The organism is Allorhizocola rhizosphaerae (assembly GCF_003426775.1).
Taxonomy (GTDB): Bacteria; Actinomycetota; Actinomycetes; order Mycobacteriales; family Micromonosporaceae; genus Allorhizocola; species Allorhizocola rhizosphaerae.
Window position 1 is genome coordinate 1 of record NZ_QJUG01000208.1, and the last position, 15,056, is coordinate 15,056.

Below are 15,056 nucleotides of genomic sequence, written 5' to 3' on the forward strand. Positions count from 1 at the left end.
GGAGGCGTCGCCTGCCGCAGCGGCAGCCGGGAGGCGGGCGGCCGCGCGCGCAGGTTTCGCGACAACAGCAGCAGGCGGAAGGCGAGCCCGAAGACGCCGAGGGCGAGGGCGCCGAGCAGGAGTGCGCCGAGGCCACGCACTCCGTCAAGCAGGCCGACAACCAGCACGGCCAGCAGGCCGGCGCCCACCAGCGCGAAGACGAGCGCCGAGATCAGGGCCACCTGCGATTGCGGGGACTGACGGGTCATACCGCCCATCCTCACCGTTGCGGCCCCCGTTCTCTGGCGAATCGGTGTCGGACAACCGACACAGTTCATCGCGGCAGCGGCTGGGCCCGGATCGCTGCGCGCCCGGCCCCAGCCCGCAAGAGCACGGCTTCGCCTGAAGAAACCTAGAAGCGTCTCACTCCAAATAGAGCGCCGGGTCGGTGTCGGCCCGCGGAGCGGGGACTTTGTATTCCTCCACGAGTGTCGTCATTGGACCGGGCCAGGTCGCCTGGGCCACCTCGATCGGGCGATGGTCCTGGTCGTAGGCGACGTGCAGCAGGTGCAACACGGGCGTGTCGGACCGGATGGCGAGCAGTTCGGCCTCTTCGCGAGTGGGGAGGCGGGCCGTGAGCGTGTCGGTCGCCGTGACGTATGTCCGCCCCGTGATCTCCTCGACCTCCTGGTAGAGCGGGCGTCCGAAGGATTCGGCGCGCTCCAGACCGGTACCAGCAGCATCTTTTAAAAGCAGCCAGGAGGCCCCCATCTCGACGGCGGCATCTTGCGTCCTCACCAGGTATTTTCTGACCACGAGCTCGGTGTTGTCCGGCACGCCGAAGGCGTCGGCCACCTCGGGCGGGGGAGTGCCCCGGCCCACCTCGGTCAAGTGCTGGCGGTAGCGCGCGGCCAGGTCGGAATGGTAGCCCCGGTGGGCACCGTAGCGCCCGCGGGACAGGCGGTTGAGCCGCCTTCGCGAGCCCCGCACATATGTCCCGGAACCGGGTTTCGTGATCAGCAGGCCCTCGATCCGCAGCTGATCAACCGTGCGCTGGATGGTCTGCTTGGCCACCCCAAACATCGAGGCCATCGCCGGTATGGAGGGGAGCTGCTCGCCCGCGGCCCACTCGCCACGGCGAATCTTGCCGCGCAGCACCGCCGCGATTTGCCGGTGCGGATGTTCTGTAGCTCCCGGATTGACGATGCCCATGCCCGTCTCGGTCATAAGCGCCATCTTGCCGTACTTATGACCGAATACCTAGCGCCCTAGGACGATGTAGTGAGCGTGTCGCGCTCGCGTTTCGGTCAAAGGCCCCGTCAGCGGTTGTGTCCCCGCCTTCTGAGGTATCGCTCAAAGGCGCTCGCGATTTCGTCGCCCGTCAATGGCTGGATGCCGGCGTCGCCCGCTCGCTCCTCCAGCTCCCGCAGGTATTCGGCCAGCTCGGCGTCCTGGCTGGCCGCGTTGCGCACGCGCTCCTCCCACGCCGCCGCCTCCTCGGCCAGATCGGCGACCGGCACGGGCAGGTCCAGCACGTCCTCGATGCGGTGCAGCAGCGCGAGCGTCGCCTTCGGGCACGGGGGATTGTTCGCGTAGTGCGGCACGTGCACCCAGAACGACATGGCGTCGAGCTCGGCGCGCCGGGCCGCGTCGTGCAGCACGCCGACGATCCCGGTGGGCCCCTCATACCGGGTCGGCGTGACCAGTGCGTGCTCGTCGGGCCGGGTCACGCTCCCGCTGACCGGGAGCGGCCGGTTGTACGGCACGTCGGCCAGCAGCGCGCCGAGCAGGACCAGCCGCTGGACGCCCAGGCTGTGGCAGATCTCCAGCACGGATTCGCAGAACGTGCGCCAGCGCATGCTCGGCTCGGTGCCCCGGATGAGCACCACGTCGTGCTTGGCGCCGGGCGGACTGGCGGACAGGATCGTCGTGCCCGGCCACTCGATGTGCCGGGTGTCCCCGTCCGTGAGGGTGATCTGCGGCCGGTTGACCTGGAAGTCGTAGAACTCCTCGGGGTCGATCGAACTGATCTCGCGCGCGTCCCAGAGCTGCTCCAGGTGCTCAACGGCAGAGGTCGAGGCGTCGGCAGCGTCGTTCCAGCCCTCGAACGCGGCGATGGCGATGGGCGATTGCAAGGTGGGGAGGCCGTCGAACTCTGTCACAAGCCCCAGCCTACGGCGTACCGCGCGAATGACTGTGCGGCAGCACACAGATGTCCACTTTCAGATGCGGCTGGAGCGCGAGCAAAAACGTCGGTCCGATCGTTTAGCCTTTGTCACGTGGTAAACAGCGCTCGCCCCGATCTTCGCGACGTCCTTGGCCGACGAGTCCTCATAGCCGATGGCGCGATGGGCACGATGCTGCAGGCAGCCGACCCTTCGTTGGATGATTTCGAGGGTCACGAGGGGTGCAACGAGGTGCTCAACGTGACCCGGCCCGACATCGTCCGGGCGGTGCACGAGGCCTATTTCGCCGCGGGCAGCGACTGCGTCGAGACCAACACGTTCGGGGCAAACCTGGGCAACCTTGGCGAATATGGGATCGTCGAGCGGATCGGCGAGTTGTCGGAGGCGGGCGCCCGGCTGGCCCGCGAGGTGGCCGACGGGTTCAGCTCGGCCGATCGCCCGCGTTTCGTGCTTGGCAGCATCGGCCCGGGCACCAAACTGCCGACCCTGGGCCACGTCGATTTCGCCACACTGCGTGACTCCTATGCGGAGAATGCGGCGGGCCTGCTGGCCGGCGGCTGTGACGCGCTGATCGTGGAGACCAGCCAAGACCTGCTGCAGACCAAGGCTTCCGTGCTCGGGGCCAAGCGGGCGATGCGCCGGCTCGACCGCGAGGTCGCGCTGATTTGCCAGGTCACCGTGGAGACGACCGGCACCATGCTGCTGGGCAGCGAGATCGGCGCGGCGCTGACCGCGTTGGAGCCGCTGGGGGTCGATCTGATCGGGCTCAACTGCGCGACCGGGCCGGCCGAGATGACCGAGCATCTGCGCTATCTGACGCAGCACGCGCGGGTGCCGGTGAGCGTGATGCCCAACGCGGGTCTGCCGCAGCTGACGTCGACCGGTGCGGTCTATCCGCTGACCCCGGCCGAGCTGGCCGAGGCGCTGGGCCGGTTCGTCGACGAATACGGCGTGGCCCTGATCGGCGGGTGCTGCGGCACGACGCCCGAGCACATCGAGCATGTGGTGCGGGCGCTGGGCGGCCATGCGGCGCCGGTGCGGCAGCCGCTGCGCGAGGCGGGCGTGTCCTCGCTCTACCACCACGTCCCGTTCGCGCAGGACGCGTCGGTGCTGATGATCGGTGAGCGGACCAATGCCAACGGCTCCAAGGCTTTCCGCGAGGCGATGCTGGCTGAGGACTATCAGAAGTGCATCGAGATCGCGCGGGAGCAGGCGCGCGACGGCTCCCACCTGCTCGACCTGTGCATCGACTATGTGGGCCGTGACGGTGCGGCCGACATGCGGGCGCTGGCCTCCCGGTTCGCCACCGCGTCGACCCTGCCGATCATGCTGGACTCGACCGAGCCGCCGGTGATCGAGGCGGGGCTGGAGTCGCTGGGCGGCCGGTGCATCGTCAACTCCGTCAATTTCGAAGATGGCGACGGCCCCGACTCGCGCTATGCGCGGATCATGCCGCTGGTGCGGGAGCACGGCGCGGCCGTGGTGGCGCTGACCATCGACGAGGAGGGCCAGGCGCGCACGGCCGAGTGGAAGGTGCGGGTGGCCTCGCGGCTGATCGACGACCTGACCGGCCGGTGGGGCATGCGGGTGGAAGACATCCTGGTCGACGCGCTGACGTTCCCGATCTCCACCGGGCAGGAGGAGACCCGGCGCGACGCGATCGAGACGATCGAGGCGATCCGCCAGATCGCCGCGCTCTATCCGGGGGTCAACTTCACGCTTGGCATCTCCAACGTGTCGTTCGGGCTCAACCCGGCCGCGCGGCAGGTGCTCAACTCGGTCTTCCTGCACGAGTGTCAGCAGGCCGGCCTGACGTCGGCGATCGTGCACGCCTCCAAGATCTTGCCGATGGCGCGGATTCCCGAGGAGCACCGCCAGGTCGCGCTCGACATGATCTACGACCGGCGGCGGGAGGGTTACGACCCGTTGCAGACGTTCATCGACCTGTTCGAGGGCGTCGATGCGGCGAGCGCGCGGGCCAGCCGGGCCGAGGAGCTGGCGGCGCTGCCGCTCGTCGAGCGGCTGCAGCGGCGCATCGTCGACGGCGAGCGCAACGGGCTGGAGGCCGACCTCGACGAGGCGCTGCAGGCCCGCTCGGCGCTGGCCATCATCAACGACACCCTGCTTGAGGGCATGAAGACGGTTGGCGACCTGTTCGGGTCGGGCCAGATGCAGCTGCCGTTCGTGCTGCAGTCGGCGGAGGTGATGAAGACCGCGGTGGCCTATCTGGAGCCGCACATGGAAAAGGCCGACACGGTGGGCAAGGGCACGATCGTGCTCGCGACGGTCAAGGGCGACGTGCACGACATCGGCAAAAACCTGGTCGACATCATCCTGTCCAACAACGGCTACACGGTGGTCAACATCGGCATCAAGCAGCCGATCAACGCGATCATCGACGCGGCCGAGCAGCACGACGCCGATGTGATCGGCATGTCCGGGCTGCTGGTCAAGAGCACGGTCATCATGAAGGAAAACCTGGCCGAGATGATGGCCCGCGGGCTGCACGGGCGGTGGCCGGTGCTGCTCGGCGGGGCCGCGCTGACCCGGTCCTTTGTGGAGGATGACCTGCGCGAGCTGTTCGACGGCGGGCAGGTGCACTACGCGCGCGACGCGTTCGAGGGCCTGTCGCTGATGGACCGGGTGATGTCCGCCAAGAAGGGCGGCGTTCAGGTCATCGACAGCGCGCGGGAGCAGGCGCTGGAGCAGCGGCGGGCACGGCGCGAGCGGCACCGCGCGACCGTCACCGACAACCTGCCCGACCTGACCGACGACTCGGTGCGCTCCGATGTGGCCACCGACACGCCCGTGCCCACGGCGCCGTTCTTCGGCACGCGCGTGATCAAGGGCATCCCGCTGGCCGACTACGCGTCGATGCTCGACGAGCGGGCGCTGTTCCTCGGGCAGTGGGGGCTGCGCGGTGCGCGCGGCGGCACCGGACCGTCCTATGAGGAGCTCGTCGAGACCGAGGGCCGGCCGCGGTTGCGCTACTGGCTGGAGCGGTTCGCCACCGACCAGCTGCTGGAGGCCGGCGTGGTTTACGGCTACTTCCGGTGCCGCTCGGAGGGCAACGACCTGATCGTGCTCGACGGCGACCGGGAGGTGCGCTTCACCTTCCCGCGGCAGCGGGCCGAGCGGCGGCTGTGCCTGGCCGACTTTTTCCGCCCCGACGAAGACGTGATCGCGTTCCAGCTGGTGACCGTGGGGCACCCGATCAGCGAGTTCGCGGCGAAACTGTTCGCGGGCAACAACTATCGCGACTATCTGGAGGTGCACGGGCTTTCCGTGCAGCTGACCGAGGCCCTCGCCGAGCACTGGCACCGGCGCGTCCGCAGCGAGCTGATCCTGCCAGACGGGCGCCCACTGTCCGATGAGGACCCGCCCGACCTGGCCGGCATCCTGCGCACCGACTACCGCGGCTGCCGCTACTCGTTCGGCTATCCGGCGTGCCCGGAGCTGGAAGACCGGGCCAAGATCGTGGACCTGCTGGATGCGTCGCGCATCGGCGTGGAGCTGAGCGAGGAGTTCCAGCTGCATCCCGAGCAGGCGACCGACGCGCTGGTGGTGCACCACCCGGAAGCGTCCTACTTCAACGCCAAATGAGCGTGGCTCCAGCCGCGGTCCTGTTCGACATGGACGGGACCCTCTTCGACAGCGAACAGCTGTGGGACGTCGCGATCTACGAGCTGGCCGAGAAGTATGGCGCCACCGTGCCCATCGAGACCCGGATGGCCATGGTGGGGACGTCCATGGGCGACTCGATGGAGTTGCTGCATACGGGGATCGGCCAGCCGTGGCGGGATCCGGTCTACAGCGAGCTGTGGATCAACGATCGGGTGGGGGAGTTGTTCACCACCTCGCTGGTGTGGCGGCCGGGTGCGCAGGAGCTGCTGCACGAGGTGCGGGCGGCGGGCATTCCCACGGCGCTGGTGACGGCGACACAGCGGCGGCTGGTGGACATCGCAGTCGAGGTGGCAGGGCGGCACAACTTCGACGTGCTGGTGTGCGGCGACGAGGTCGACTACACCAAGCCGCACCCGGAGCCATACAAGAAGGCAGCGCGCCTGCTCGGGGTCGACATCGCGCAGTGTGTCGCCATCGAGGACTCGCCGACCGGCGTGGCGAGCGCCACCGCGGCGGGCGCCTGGGTGCTGGCCATCCCGCACCACGTCCCGCTCGACGAACTGCCTGGCGTCACGCTGCGCCCGACCCTCGCCGGAGTGGGCCTGTCCGATCTGCGCGCGCTGCTGATCGGCCCGCATCCACGTGGCGAAGCAGCTGCAGAGCAGGCCCGCGAAGCGGGGTCTGCCCGTGGCGGGACGGCCCAGCGGCGATCTGTTTGACGGTGGTGCCCCGGCCACCGGCGGCCCGGCCGCGCGCCTCCCCGCGACCTCGGTGACAAGCGGCGCCCGCAGCGAGGGCCGCCCGTCATGAGGCAGTGGCTCCCTTCGGGACGGTGGCGTCGGTGTCGCTTGACGACCAGATCATGCCGCACCGTCTGCGGCTGGCCGGCCCGGGAACTCGCGACGGTGGGGCATCCCCAACAGGGTGATCCCGGCTCGCGTGAGGCCAGGCGGGACCTCGAACGCGAGCCGGGATCGGGGAGGGTAAAGCCTTTTCGGTTTCTTCAAGCCACGCCGCGCTCCGTGCGCGGCTAGGGTCGGCGTGGAGCGTCCGACCCTAGCCGCTGCCGGGAAGAACTGCCTACTCGTAGGCGATGGCGCCCAGCACGTTGGTCCGCGCGGCCCTGATCGCCGGCAGGATGGCGGCCAACACGCCGACAACCGCGCCCACGCCGAGGTAAAGGCCCATCTGCTGCCATGGCAGCACGAGCTCCTTCAACCCTTCGTCGGCCAGCCCTTCCACCACTGCCGAGCCGAGCCCTACCCCCACGGCCAGGCCCAGCAGCGCGCCGAAGACGGTGATGACGACCGCCTCGACCGTGATCATGCGCATGGTCGCCATCCGCCCGAGCCCGATCGCCCGCAGCAGCCCGATTTCCCGGGTGCGTTCGAGCACCGACAGCGCCAGCGTGTTGACCACACCCAGCACGGCGATCAGCATCGCGAGCCCCAGCAGCACCTGGACCATCAGCAGGAACTGCGCGACCTCGCCGGTCTGGTTGTCGATGTATTCCTTCTGGTTCTGCACGCGCATCTCGGGGCTGTCGGCAAGCAGGCCCTCCAGTGCGGTGCGGGCGGCGGCCGGGTCGGCGCTGTCGGCCAGATCGACGTACGCGAAGGTCGGTTGGCCGCCGCGCATGCCCTCGATCGCGTCGGCTCCGAATTGGTACCCGCCAAAGAGGTTTGTGTCTGCAAAAATCCCTATGACGCGGTACGTCTTCTCGGTTCCCTTGGCGGACCGCACCGTCACCGTGTCGCCGAGGGCATGCCCGCGGTTGTCGTCGACCACCACCTCGCCCGGACCTGGCTGGGCGATCGTCCCGGCCACGGTGGTCGCGGAGACCAGCCGCGCCACCGTGGGCAGATCGGTCTGCACCTGGGCGTAGGCGGGCTTGCCGTTGACCGCTATCTGATCGGCGTACGTGGCGACCACACTGTCCACTCCGGACACCTGCTGCATGCGCGGCAGCAGCACCGGGTCGAACGTGGGCTGCACACCCGGGCTCTCCTGCCCGGAGATCACGAGATCGGCCTTGAACGTCGCGGCCACGTCGCCGCGCATGCTCCGCTCGGCCGACGTCATGATGGTGTTGACGCCGGTCACCAGCGCGATGCCGACCATCAGCGCGGCGGCCGTGATGGCCGTGCGGCGCGGGTTGCGCCCGGAGTTGAGGCGGCCGAGTTTGCCCGGCACCGACCAGGAAAACAGCCGCCCGAGCATGGCCACCGCGGGCCGCGCCACGAACGGGCTCAGCAGCGCCACGCCGACGAACGCCGCGAGCACCCCGCCCATCAGAAACCACAGGCTTTGCTGCCGCAGCCCGTAGGCGATGGCACCGCCGCCGGCGGCGGTGACGATGGCGCCGGCGGCGGTGAGCTTCGTCAGCGGCCGGTCCGGCGTTGCCACCTCCTGCAGCGCGGCCACGGGCGGTACCCGCGAGGCTCGCACGGCCGGCAGCAGCGCGGCGATCACGGTGATGACGATCCCGACGGTGAACGCGCTGATCACCGCGGCCGCCGGCACAGCGATCCCGGCCAGCTGCAGGCTGGTGAAGTTGGCGAAGTACGCCGCCAGCAGCGCACCGACCCCGACGCCCGCCGCCAGCCCCAGCACCGACGCGACCAGTCCGATCACGACGGCCTCGACCAGCACCGATCCGATCATCTGCCCACGTCCCGCGCCCAGCGCACGGGCCAGCGCGAGCTCCTTGGTCCGCTGCGCCACGATGATCGAGAACGTGTTGAGGATCAGGAAGGTGCCAACGAACAGGGCCACGCCCGCGAACCCGAGCAGAATCTTGTTCATCACGTCCAGCACGGCCTTGAAGCTGTTGGCCATCGCCGCGGCCGCCTCTTCACCGGTCTGCACCACATATCGGTCGCCAAGACCCGCCTTCAGCTCATCCCTCAGTGCGGCCGGGCTCTTGTCGGAGTTCACGGTGATGCTGGTGTATCCCTCCGCCCCCAGCATCAGCTCCTGCGCCACGGCGTCGGTGAAGCGCACCTCGTCCACGGGACCACGGCTGTCCAGCCCGCCCTCGTAGCCGAAAATGCCCACGAGCTTGAACGTTTGCTTCGGCTTGGTGGTGAGCACGCCCACCTGGTCGCCCACCTTGATCCCGGCCTTCTTGGCCAGCGCGGCGTTGACCACGATCTCGTCGGCCTTTTGCGGTGCGACCCCCTCGTGCAGCCGCAGCCCGCCGACCTCGCCGGTCCAGTTGCCGCCCATGCGCGGCGGCCCATAGGTGGTGACCACCTTGCCGTCCGATCCGATGACCCGCGCCCCATCGACGGAAATCTCACCGATGGCCGAAGGCGCGATCTCCTGCACGCGCCGCAGGTCAGCGGCGGTCAGCAGCCCGGGGACCGGCTCGCCCTCCATTTCGGACACCTCGATGGCGGGTTTCGCGGTCACCAGGACATCGGTCTCGGCCAGCGCGGAGGAGAACATGTTGTCGAAGCTGCGCCCGATCGCGTCGGTGAGCACGAACGAGCCGGACACGAACATCACGCCCAGCAGCACGGCCAGCCCCGACAGGACCAGCCTGACCTTGCGAGCCAGCAGGCTCTTCAGCGTCGCCCGCAGCATCAGCCCGCAGCCGCCTTCAGCATGTCGAGCACCGTGTCGGCCGTCGGATCGTCCAAAGACGACACGATCCGGCCGTCGGCCAGGAACACCACGCGGTCGGCATACGACGCCGCGTTGGCGTCGTGCGTGACCATCACGATCGTCTGCCCGTACTCGATCACCGACCGGCGCAGGAAGGTGAGGATCTCGTTGCCCGCACGGGAGTCCAGGTTGCCGGTCGGCTCGTCGGCGAAGATCACCTCGGGTCGGCTCACGAGAGCGCGGGCACAGGCCACTCGCTGCTGTTGCCCCCCGGACAGCTGCGAGGGCCTGTGCCCGAGCCGGTCACCCAGTCCCACCGTGTCGATCACCGTCTGGAACCAGGCCCGGTCTGGCTTGCGCCCGGCGATGGCAAGCGGCAACAGGATGTTCTCCTCGGCGGTGAGCGTGGGCAACAGGTTGAACTGCTGGAAGATGAATCCGACCTTCTCCCGGCGCAGCTTGGTCAGGCCGGCGTCGGACAGCCCGGTGACCTTCGTGTCGCCCACGAACACATCGCCGCGCGTCACCGCGTCGAGCCCGGCCAGGCAGTGCATCAACGTCGATTTGCCCGAGCCGGACGGGCCCATGATGGCGGTGAAGCGCCCGCGTTCGAGCTCCACGCTCACGTCGCGCAGCGCGACCACCTGGGCCTCGCCGGAGCCGTACACCTTCCAGACGTCGGCGGCACGGGCCGCGGCGGCGGTGCGCGTGATGACGGGTGCGGTCAAAGTCATGAACACATGCTCGTCGGCGTATCTGCCCGAAACCTCGCCCGGCGGTCGGATTCGCCCCTGTTCTTTGGTAGCGGGTCACCCCCGACTCCGGTCTAGGGGACGACCCTGACGCCGGCCTGAGCCCTGCGGAGCCGATATCTGGCGATACGACGGGCGACGAGCACGCGCGCCCATGCCCGGATCTGGCGGAAGTGGCTACACCTTCAACCTGTGACCCTCACGAACGAGGCGGGTGTGGCCATGCCGGCCACACCCGCCTCGCATCGATGCGTTGCTTACTCGTACGCGATTGCTTCCAACACGTTGAGCTTGGCCGCCCGCCGGGCGGGCCACAGCGCCGCGACCACGCCGAAAACCAGCGCGGCCCCGACATACACCGCCAGGTTGGCCCAGGGAAGCGCGAACTTCGACATGAAGTCGAGGTCGATGAGCGCCTTGACGAACGCCGCGCCGAGCCCGACACCCAGCGTCACCCCGAGCAGGCAGCCGAACACCGAGATGAGCACCGACTCGACTCCCACCATGCGCACCACCCCGCCGCGGCTGAGCCCGACCGCGCGCACCAGACCCAGCTCACGCGTCCGCTCGACGATGCTCAGCAGCAGGGTGTTGATGATGCCCAGCAGCGCGATCAGCAGCGCCACGCCCAGCAGGATCGTGATCGCGTTGACCAGCACGTCGAATGCCTGGCTCTGCTGCCTGGCGAACGACGACATGTCGCCGACGGTCACGCCCGGGTAGTCGCTCATGATGTCCTCGACCTTGGCCACGGTCCCGGCCACGTCCGCCCCGTCGTCGAGGCTCACGAACCCCTGGTAGGCAAGCTTTCCGGCGAAGTCGTCCACCGCTGGCAGCCCGAGGATCGGACCCTGGAGCGTCGGCGTGCGCTTGTATATGCCGACGATCGTGTATTTCTTGCTCGTCTGTCCGATCCCGACCGTGACCTGGTCGCCGGCCTTCCACCTGCTCGCCTCGGCCATGTTGTCGTCCACGACCATCTCTTGCGCGCCAAGGGTTCTCAGCTGGCCGCCGACCTCCTGCATCTGCCACATGCGCTTGGCGGTCGGCACGTCGGCGGCCGAGATGAACGCCGGTGTGCCCGCGATCGCCGCCTCGATGGTGATGTGCCACGCGGCCGTGTCGGTGACCCCAGGCAGCTTCTTGACCTCGTCAAGCGCGGCCGGGTTGAACCCGATCTCGCCGTTGGGCGGTCCGGTGTTCGGGCCCAGGATCATGATATCGACGCCCGTGTTCTGCCCGACGATGTCCTCGATGCTGGACTTGAACGACTGCGCCACCGTCGCCGCCGTGGTGATCAGCGTGACGCCGATCATCAGCGCGGCCGCGGTGACGGCCGTGCGGCGCGGGTTGCGCAGGGCGTTGCGCACGCCCAGCTTGCCGGCCTGCCCACGCCCGAGCAGCCAGCCCAGCAGCCGGACCACGGGCTTGGCCAGCAGCGGGGACAGCAGAGCCACGCCGAGGAACACGAGCACAACGCCCCCGGCCAGCACGAGGGTTGTCGCACTCCCGATGCCGGTCAATGCCAACGCCACGAGGCCCGCACCCGGTACCAGGAAAGCACCTCCGGTTATGGAAAGCCCAAGCAGCGACTTGTCCGGGCGCACGGTCTCCCGCATCGCCGCGATCGGCGGCACCATCGACGCCTTCACCGCCGGGATGAACGCCGCGATCATCGTGACGATGAGACCGACCACATAGGACCACAGCACCGCCCACATGGACACGACCACGCCGCCGCTGGGCAGGTCGACCCCGAGCATGTTGCTCAGCAGCGCCTCGGCGCCCACGCCAACGGCGATGCCGAACCCGAGGCCGAGCGTGGCGCCGAAGCCGCCCACGACCAGGGCCTCCAGCAGTACCGCGCGGATCACCTGACCCCAGCTGGCCCCCATCGCGCGCAGCAGCGCCAGCTCGCGGGAGCGCTGCGCAACGATGATGTTGAACGTGTTGTAGATCAGGAAGATGCCCACGAACGCGGCCACCCCGGCGAACGCGCTCAGGATGATCGTGAAGATGCCGAACGAGTCGCCGAGCGCGTTGGACGCCTCCTCGGTGGCCTCCTTGCCGGTCTGCGCCTTGAACCCGGACGGCAGCTCGCGCTCGATGCGCTTCTTCAGCTCGTCCTGGCTGACGCCCGACGCGGCGCCGAACGACGCGCTCGCATAGACGCCCGTCGTGCCATAGAACAGCTCCTGGGCGTGCTTGAGCTCGAACATCACCAGCGTCTCGCCCGCCAGGGAATCCCGGCCGCCGGCGAAACCGGCGATCCCGCTGACCGTGTAGGTCCTTGCCTCGCCCAGCTGGGGTACGAACACCTTGAGCTGCGTGCCCCTTTGCGCCTTGGCCAGTTTGGCCGTGTTGGCACTGAGCACGACCTCGTCGGCGCGGGCGGGCCAGGCACCCTCGCGCAGTTCGACCAGGCCCAGCGTGTCGCCCCGCGAATCCACCCCGGCCGCGAGCCCGACCTGCGCGGTGACCGCCTTGCCGGTGTCGGTGCGGAACGGGATGACCCCCTCGGCGCTCACGTCGCCGGACGCCTGGGCCACACCGTCCACTCGCGACAGCCGGTCCAGGTCGGCCTGGCTGAGGCGGGCGGGCTCGGCCGCGTCGGGGTCCTTCGCGGTGACCTGCACGGCCACGTTCTCGTTGATGGTGGAGAACAGCCCGGCGAAGCGCGCGTTGAGCGTGTCACCGAGCACGATGCTGCCCGACAGGAACCCGACCGACAGCACGATCGCGATCACGGCGAGCGCCAGCCGCAGCTTGCGCTGCAGCAGCCCGCGCAGGCTTGCCTTGATCATTCCGCGACCTCGACCCTGTCTTCGCTCACGGCGAGCGTGTCCAGAGACTTGATTTTGTCCAGTACCGCCTCGGCCGTCGGATTCTCGATCTCGTCCACGATCCGGCCGTCCGCCAGGAAGATCACCCGGTCGGCATAGGACGCCGCGTTGGCGTCGTGCGTGACCATCACGATGGTCTGCCCGAACTCGGACACACTGCGCCGCAGGAAGCCCAGGATGTCCGCCCCCGATCGCGAGTCAAGGTTGCCGGTCGGCTCGTCGGCGAAAATCACCTCGGGCCGCGACACCAGCGCGCGTGCGCACGCCACCCGCTGCTGCTGCCCGCCGGACAGCTGGCTCGGCCGGTGCCCCAGCCGGTCGCCCAGACCCACCGTCTGGATCACCGTGTCGTACCAGGCCTTGTCCGGCTTACGGCCCGAGATCGCCAGCGGGAGCGTGATGTTCTCCTCCGCGGTGAGCGTCGGCAGCAGGTTGAACTGCTGGAAGATGAAGCCCACTTTTTCGCGGCGCAGCCGGGTCAGACCGGCGTCGGACAGCCCGGTCACGCGGGTGTCGCCGACCGCGACCTCACCACGCGTCACCGAGTCCAGCCCGGCGAGGCAGTGCATCAGCGTCGACTTGCCCGACCCGGACGGGCCCATGATGGCCGTGAACTTGCCCCGCTCCACCTCGAGGTTCACCCCGCGCAGGGCGATAACCTGCGCTTCCCCCGATCCGTAAACCTTCCACACGTCCACCGCTCGCGCGGCGGCGCTCATAGGCGAATTCATGTCACACAGCGTGGCAGCGGTTTCGGGGCTCACCCTCAGACCTGGCGATGGTCTGTGCTCCTCCTCGGGGAGGAGGGCCCATCCTACGGGGAGCCCGGCCGCACCAGGCCCGTCTCGTAGGCCAGCACCACCGCCTGCACCCGGTCGCGCAGGCCCAGCTTGGTGAGCATGTGCCCGACGTGTGTCTTGACGGTGGTCTCGCTGACCATCAGGGCCTGGGCGATCTCCGCATTGGACAGTCCCTTCGCCACCTGCACCAGCACCTCCCGCTCCCGGTCGGTGAGCGTGGAAATGCGCGTGGGTGGCGAGGCGTTGGGATCGGGCAGCAGGTCGGCGAAGCGGTCCAGCAGCCGGCGCAGAATCCGCGGCGCGACAACGGCATCGCCGGCGGCGACCGTGCGGATCGCGGCCACCAGCTCCTCGGCGGGCACGTCCTTGGCCAGGAACCCGCTCGCCCCGGCGCGCAGCGCGCCCACGACGTAGTCGTCCAGATCGAAGGTGGTCAGGATCAGCACACGCACGGGCAGCTTCTGCGCCACGATCTCGCGTGTTGCCGCCACGCCGTCCTGACGCGGCATGCGTACATCCATCAAGACGACATCGGGCAGCAGACGGCGCGACATCTCGACCGCCTCGACCCCGTCGGCCGCCTCGCCGACGATGTTGAGGTCGGCCTCGGTGCCCAGCACCATCTTGAAGCCGGTCCGCAGCAGCTGCTGGTCGTCGGCGAGCAGCACCCGAATCGGTTTCAAACGATGGCCTCCACATGCTCATTTTCCGGTGCCTCCACCGGAATCTTGGCGTACACCCGGAAACCGCCGCCCGGACGGGGTCCGGTGCGCAGGATGCCCCCGTAGACGGAGACCCGCTCGCGCATGCCGAGCAGGCCGTGGCCCGGCGACACCGAGCCGTGCGGGCCCTGCCCGGTGTCGAACACCTCCACGGTCAGCAGATCGGGCTCGAATTTCAGGCGCACCTCGGCCTTGGCCTGGCCGGCGTGCTTGAGGGTGTTGGTCAAAGCCTCTTGGACGATGCGGTACGCGGCCAGCGCCACACCCGGTTCGAGGGTGCGCGTTTCCCCGTCGACCTTGAGGCTGACCGGCAGGCCCGCCTCCTGCACCTGTTCGACCAGGGTGCGGATGCCCTCCAGACCGGGCTGCGGGGTCAGCTGGGCGTCGGACTCGGACTCGACCCGCAGCAGGAACAGCAGCCGGCGCAGCTCGCGCAGCGTTGTGCGGCTCGTCTGCTCGATGGTCGCCAATGCCTGATCGGTCGCGTCGGGGTCGAGCTTGAGCATCCGGCGCGCGCCCGTGGCCATGACCCCGATGACGC

General features: G+C 69.0%; 11 protein-coding genes. 2 read left to right on the plus strand and 9 right to left on the minus strand.

What is annotated here, in order from left to right; genetic code table 11:
• The 3 genes from DM816_RS32540 to DM816_RS32550 form a co-directional block, all read right to left on the minus strand.
• Positions 1 to 248 (minus strand): hypothetical protein (locus DM816_RS32540; protein WP_211588955.1); only part of this gene is annotated, 248 nt, incomplete at its 3' end.
• Positions 249 to 402: 154 nt separating this feature from the next.
• On the minus strand, positions 403 to 1,206 hold the full coding sequence (locus DM816_RS32545; RefSeq protein WP_117214312.1) for a GntR family transcriptional regulator: 804 nt from the start codon (positions 1,204 to 1,206) through the stop codon (positions 403 to 405).
• A 92-nt stretch (positions 1,207 to 1,298) separates the two neighbouring features.
• Positions 1,299 to 2,141: a PAC2 family protein gene (locus DM816_RS32550; protein ID WP_117214313.1), complete on the minus strand. Its 843-nt coding sequence runs from the start codon at positions 2,139 to 2,141 to the stop codon at positions 1,299 to 1,301.
• A gap of 117 nt (positions 2,142 to 2,258) precedes the next feature.
• Between DM816_RS32550 and metH the strand changes: the two genes are divergently transcribed.
• Together metH and DM816_RS32560 are read left to right on the plus strand one after the other, a co-directional pair.
• On the plus strand, positions 2,259 to 5,768 hold the full coding sequence (gene metH, locus DM816_RS32555) for a methionine synthase (protein WP_281274383.1): 3,510 nt from the start codon (positions 2,259 to 2,261) through the stop codon (positions 5,766 to 5,768).
• The gene (locus tag DM816_RS32560) at positions 5,765 to 6,508 is read left to right on the plus strand and encodes an HAD family hydrolase (RefSeq protein WP_117214315.1); all 744 of its coding nucleotides are present in this window, start codon (positions 5,765 to 5,767) and stop codon (positions 6,506 to 6,508) included. Before metH ends, DM816_RS32560 begins: the two co-directional genes overlap by 4 nt.
• Before the next feature lie 361 nt (positions 6,509 to 6,869).
• On the opposite strand, the gene DM816_RS32565 is transcribed toward DM816_RS32560, so the two are convergent.
• The 6 genes from DM816_RS32565 to DM816_RS32590 all read right to left on the minus strand — a co-directional run.
• A complete protein-coding gene (locus DM816_RS32565) occupies positions 6,870 to 9,377 on the minus strand; it encodes an ABC transporter permease (RefSeq protein WP_117214316.1) in 2,508 nt (835 codons plus the stop codon).
• Complete coding sequence (locus tag DM816_RS32570) at positions 9,377 to 10,132, minus strand: ABC transporter ATP-binding protein (protein WP_425455299.1); 756 nt, start codon at positions 10,130 to 10,132, stop codon at positions 9,377 to 9,379. Before DM816_RS32570 ends, DM816_RS32565 begins: the two co-directional genes overlap by 1 nt.
• Before the next feature lie 275 nt (positions 10,133 to 10,407).
• Positions 10,408 to 12,954, minus strand: a complete 2,547-nt coding sequence (locus DM816_RS32575) for an ABC transporter permease (RefSeq protein ID WP_117214317.1) — start codon at positions 12,952 to 12,954, stop codon at positions 10,408 to 10,410.
• Positions 12,951 to 13,724: an ABC transporter ATP-binding protein gene (locus DM816_RS32580; RefSeq protein WP_117214320.1), complete on the minus strand. Its 774-nt coding sequence runs from the start codon at positions 13,722 to 13,724 to the stop codon at positions 12,951 to 12,953. Before DM816_RS32580 ends, DM816_RS32575 begins: the two co-directional genes overlap by 4 nt.
• An 83-nt stretch (positions 13,725 to 13,807) precedes the next feature.
• The gene (locus DM816_RS32585) at positions 13,808 to 14,476 is read right to left on the minus strand and encodes a response regulator (protein ID WP_281274384.1); all 669 of its coding nucleotides are present in this window, start codon (positions 14,474 to 14,476) and stop codon (positions 13,808 to 13,810) included.
• Positions 14,473 to 15,056, minus strand: a 584-nt coding sequence (locus tag DM816_RS32590) for a sensor histidine kinase (protein ID WP_246002486.1), incomplete at its 5' end; no start/stop codon positions are given. The genes DM816_RS32585 and DM816_RS32590, both read right to left, overlap by 4 nt.

Bases quoted from the DNA above. Each gene is read 5' to 3' on its own strand.
- DM816_RS32545 (WP_117214312.1), bottom strand. From the start codon at position 1,206: ATGACCGAGACGGGCATGGGCATCGTCAATCCGGGAGCTACAGAACAT.
- DM816_RS32560 (WP_117214315.1), top strand. From the start codon at position 5,765: ATGAGCGTGGCTCCAGCCGCGGTCCTGTTCGACATGGACGGGACCCTC.
- DM816_RS32565 (WP_117214316.1), bottom strand. From the start codon at position 9,377: ATGCTGCGGGCGACGCTGAAGAGCCTGCTGGCTCGCAAGGTCAGGCTG.
- DM816_RS32570 (WP_425455299.1), bottom strand. From the start codon at position 10,132: ATGACTTTGACCGCACCCGTCATCACGCGCACCGCCGCCGCGGCCCGT.
- DM816_RS32575 (WP_117214317.1), bottom strand. From the start codon at position 12,954: ATGATCAAGGCAAGCCTGCGCGGGCTGCTGCAGCGCAAGCTGCGGCTG.
- DM816_RS32580 (WP_117214320.1), bottom strand. From the start codon at position 13,724: ATGAATTCGCCTATGAGCGCCGCCGCGCGAGCGGTGGACGTGTGGAAG.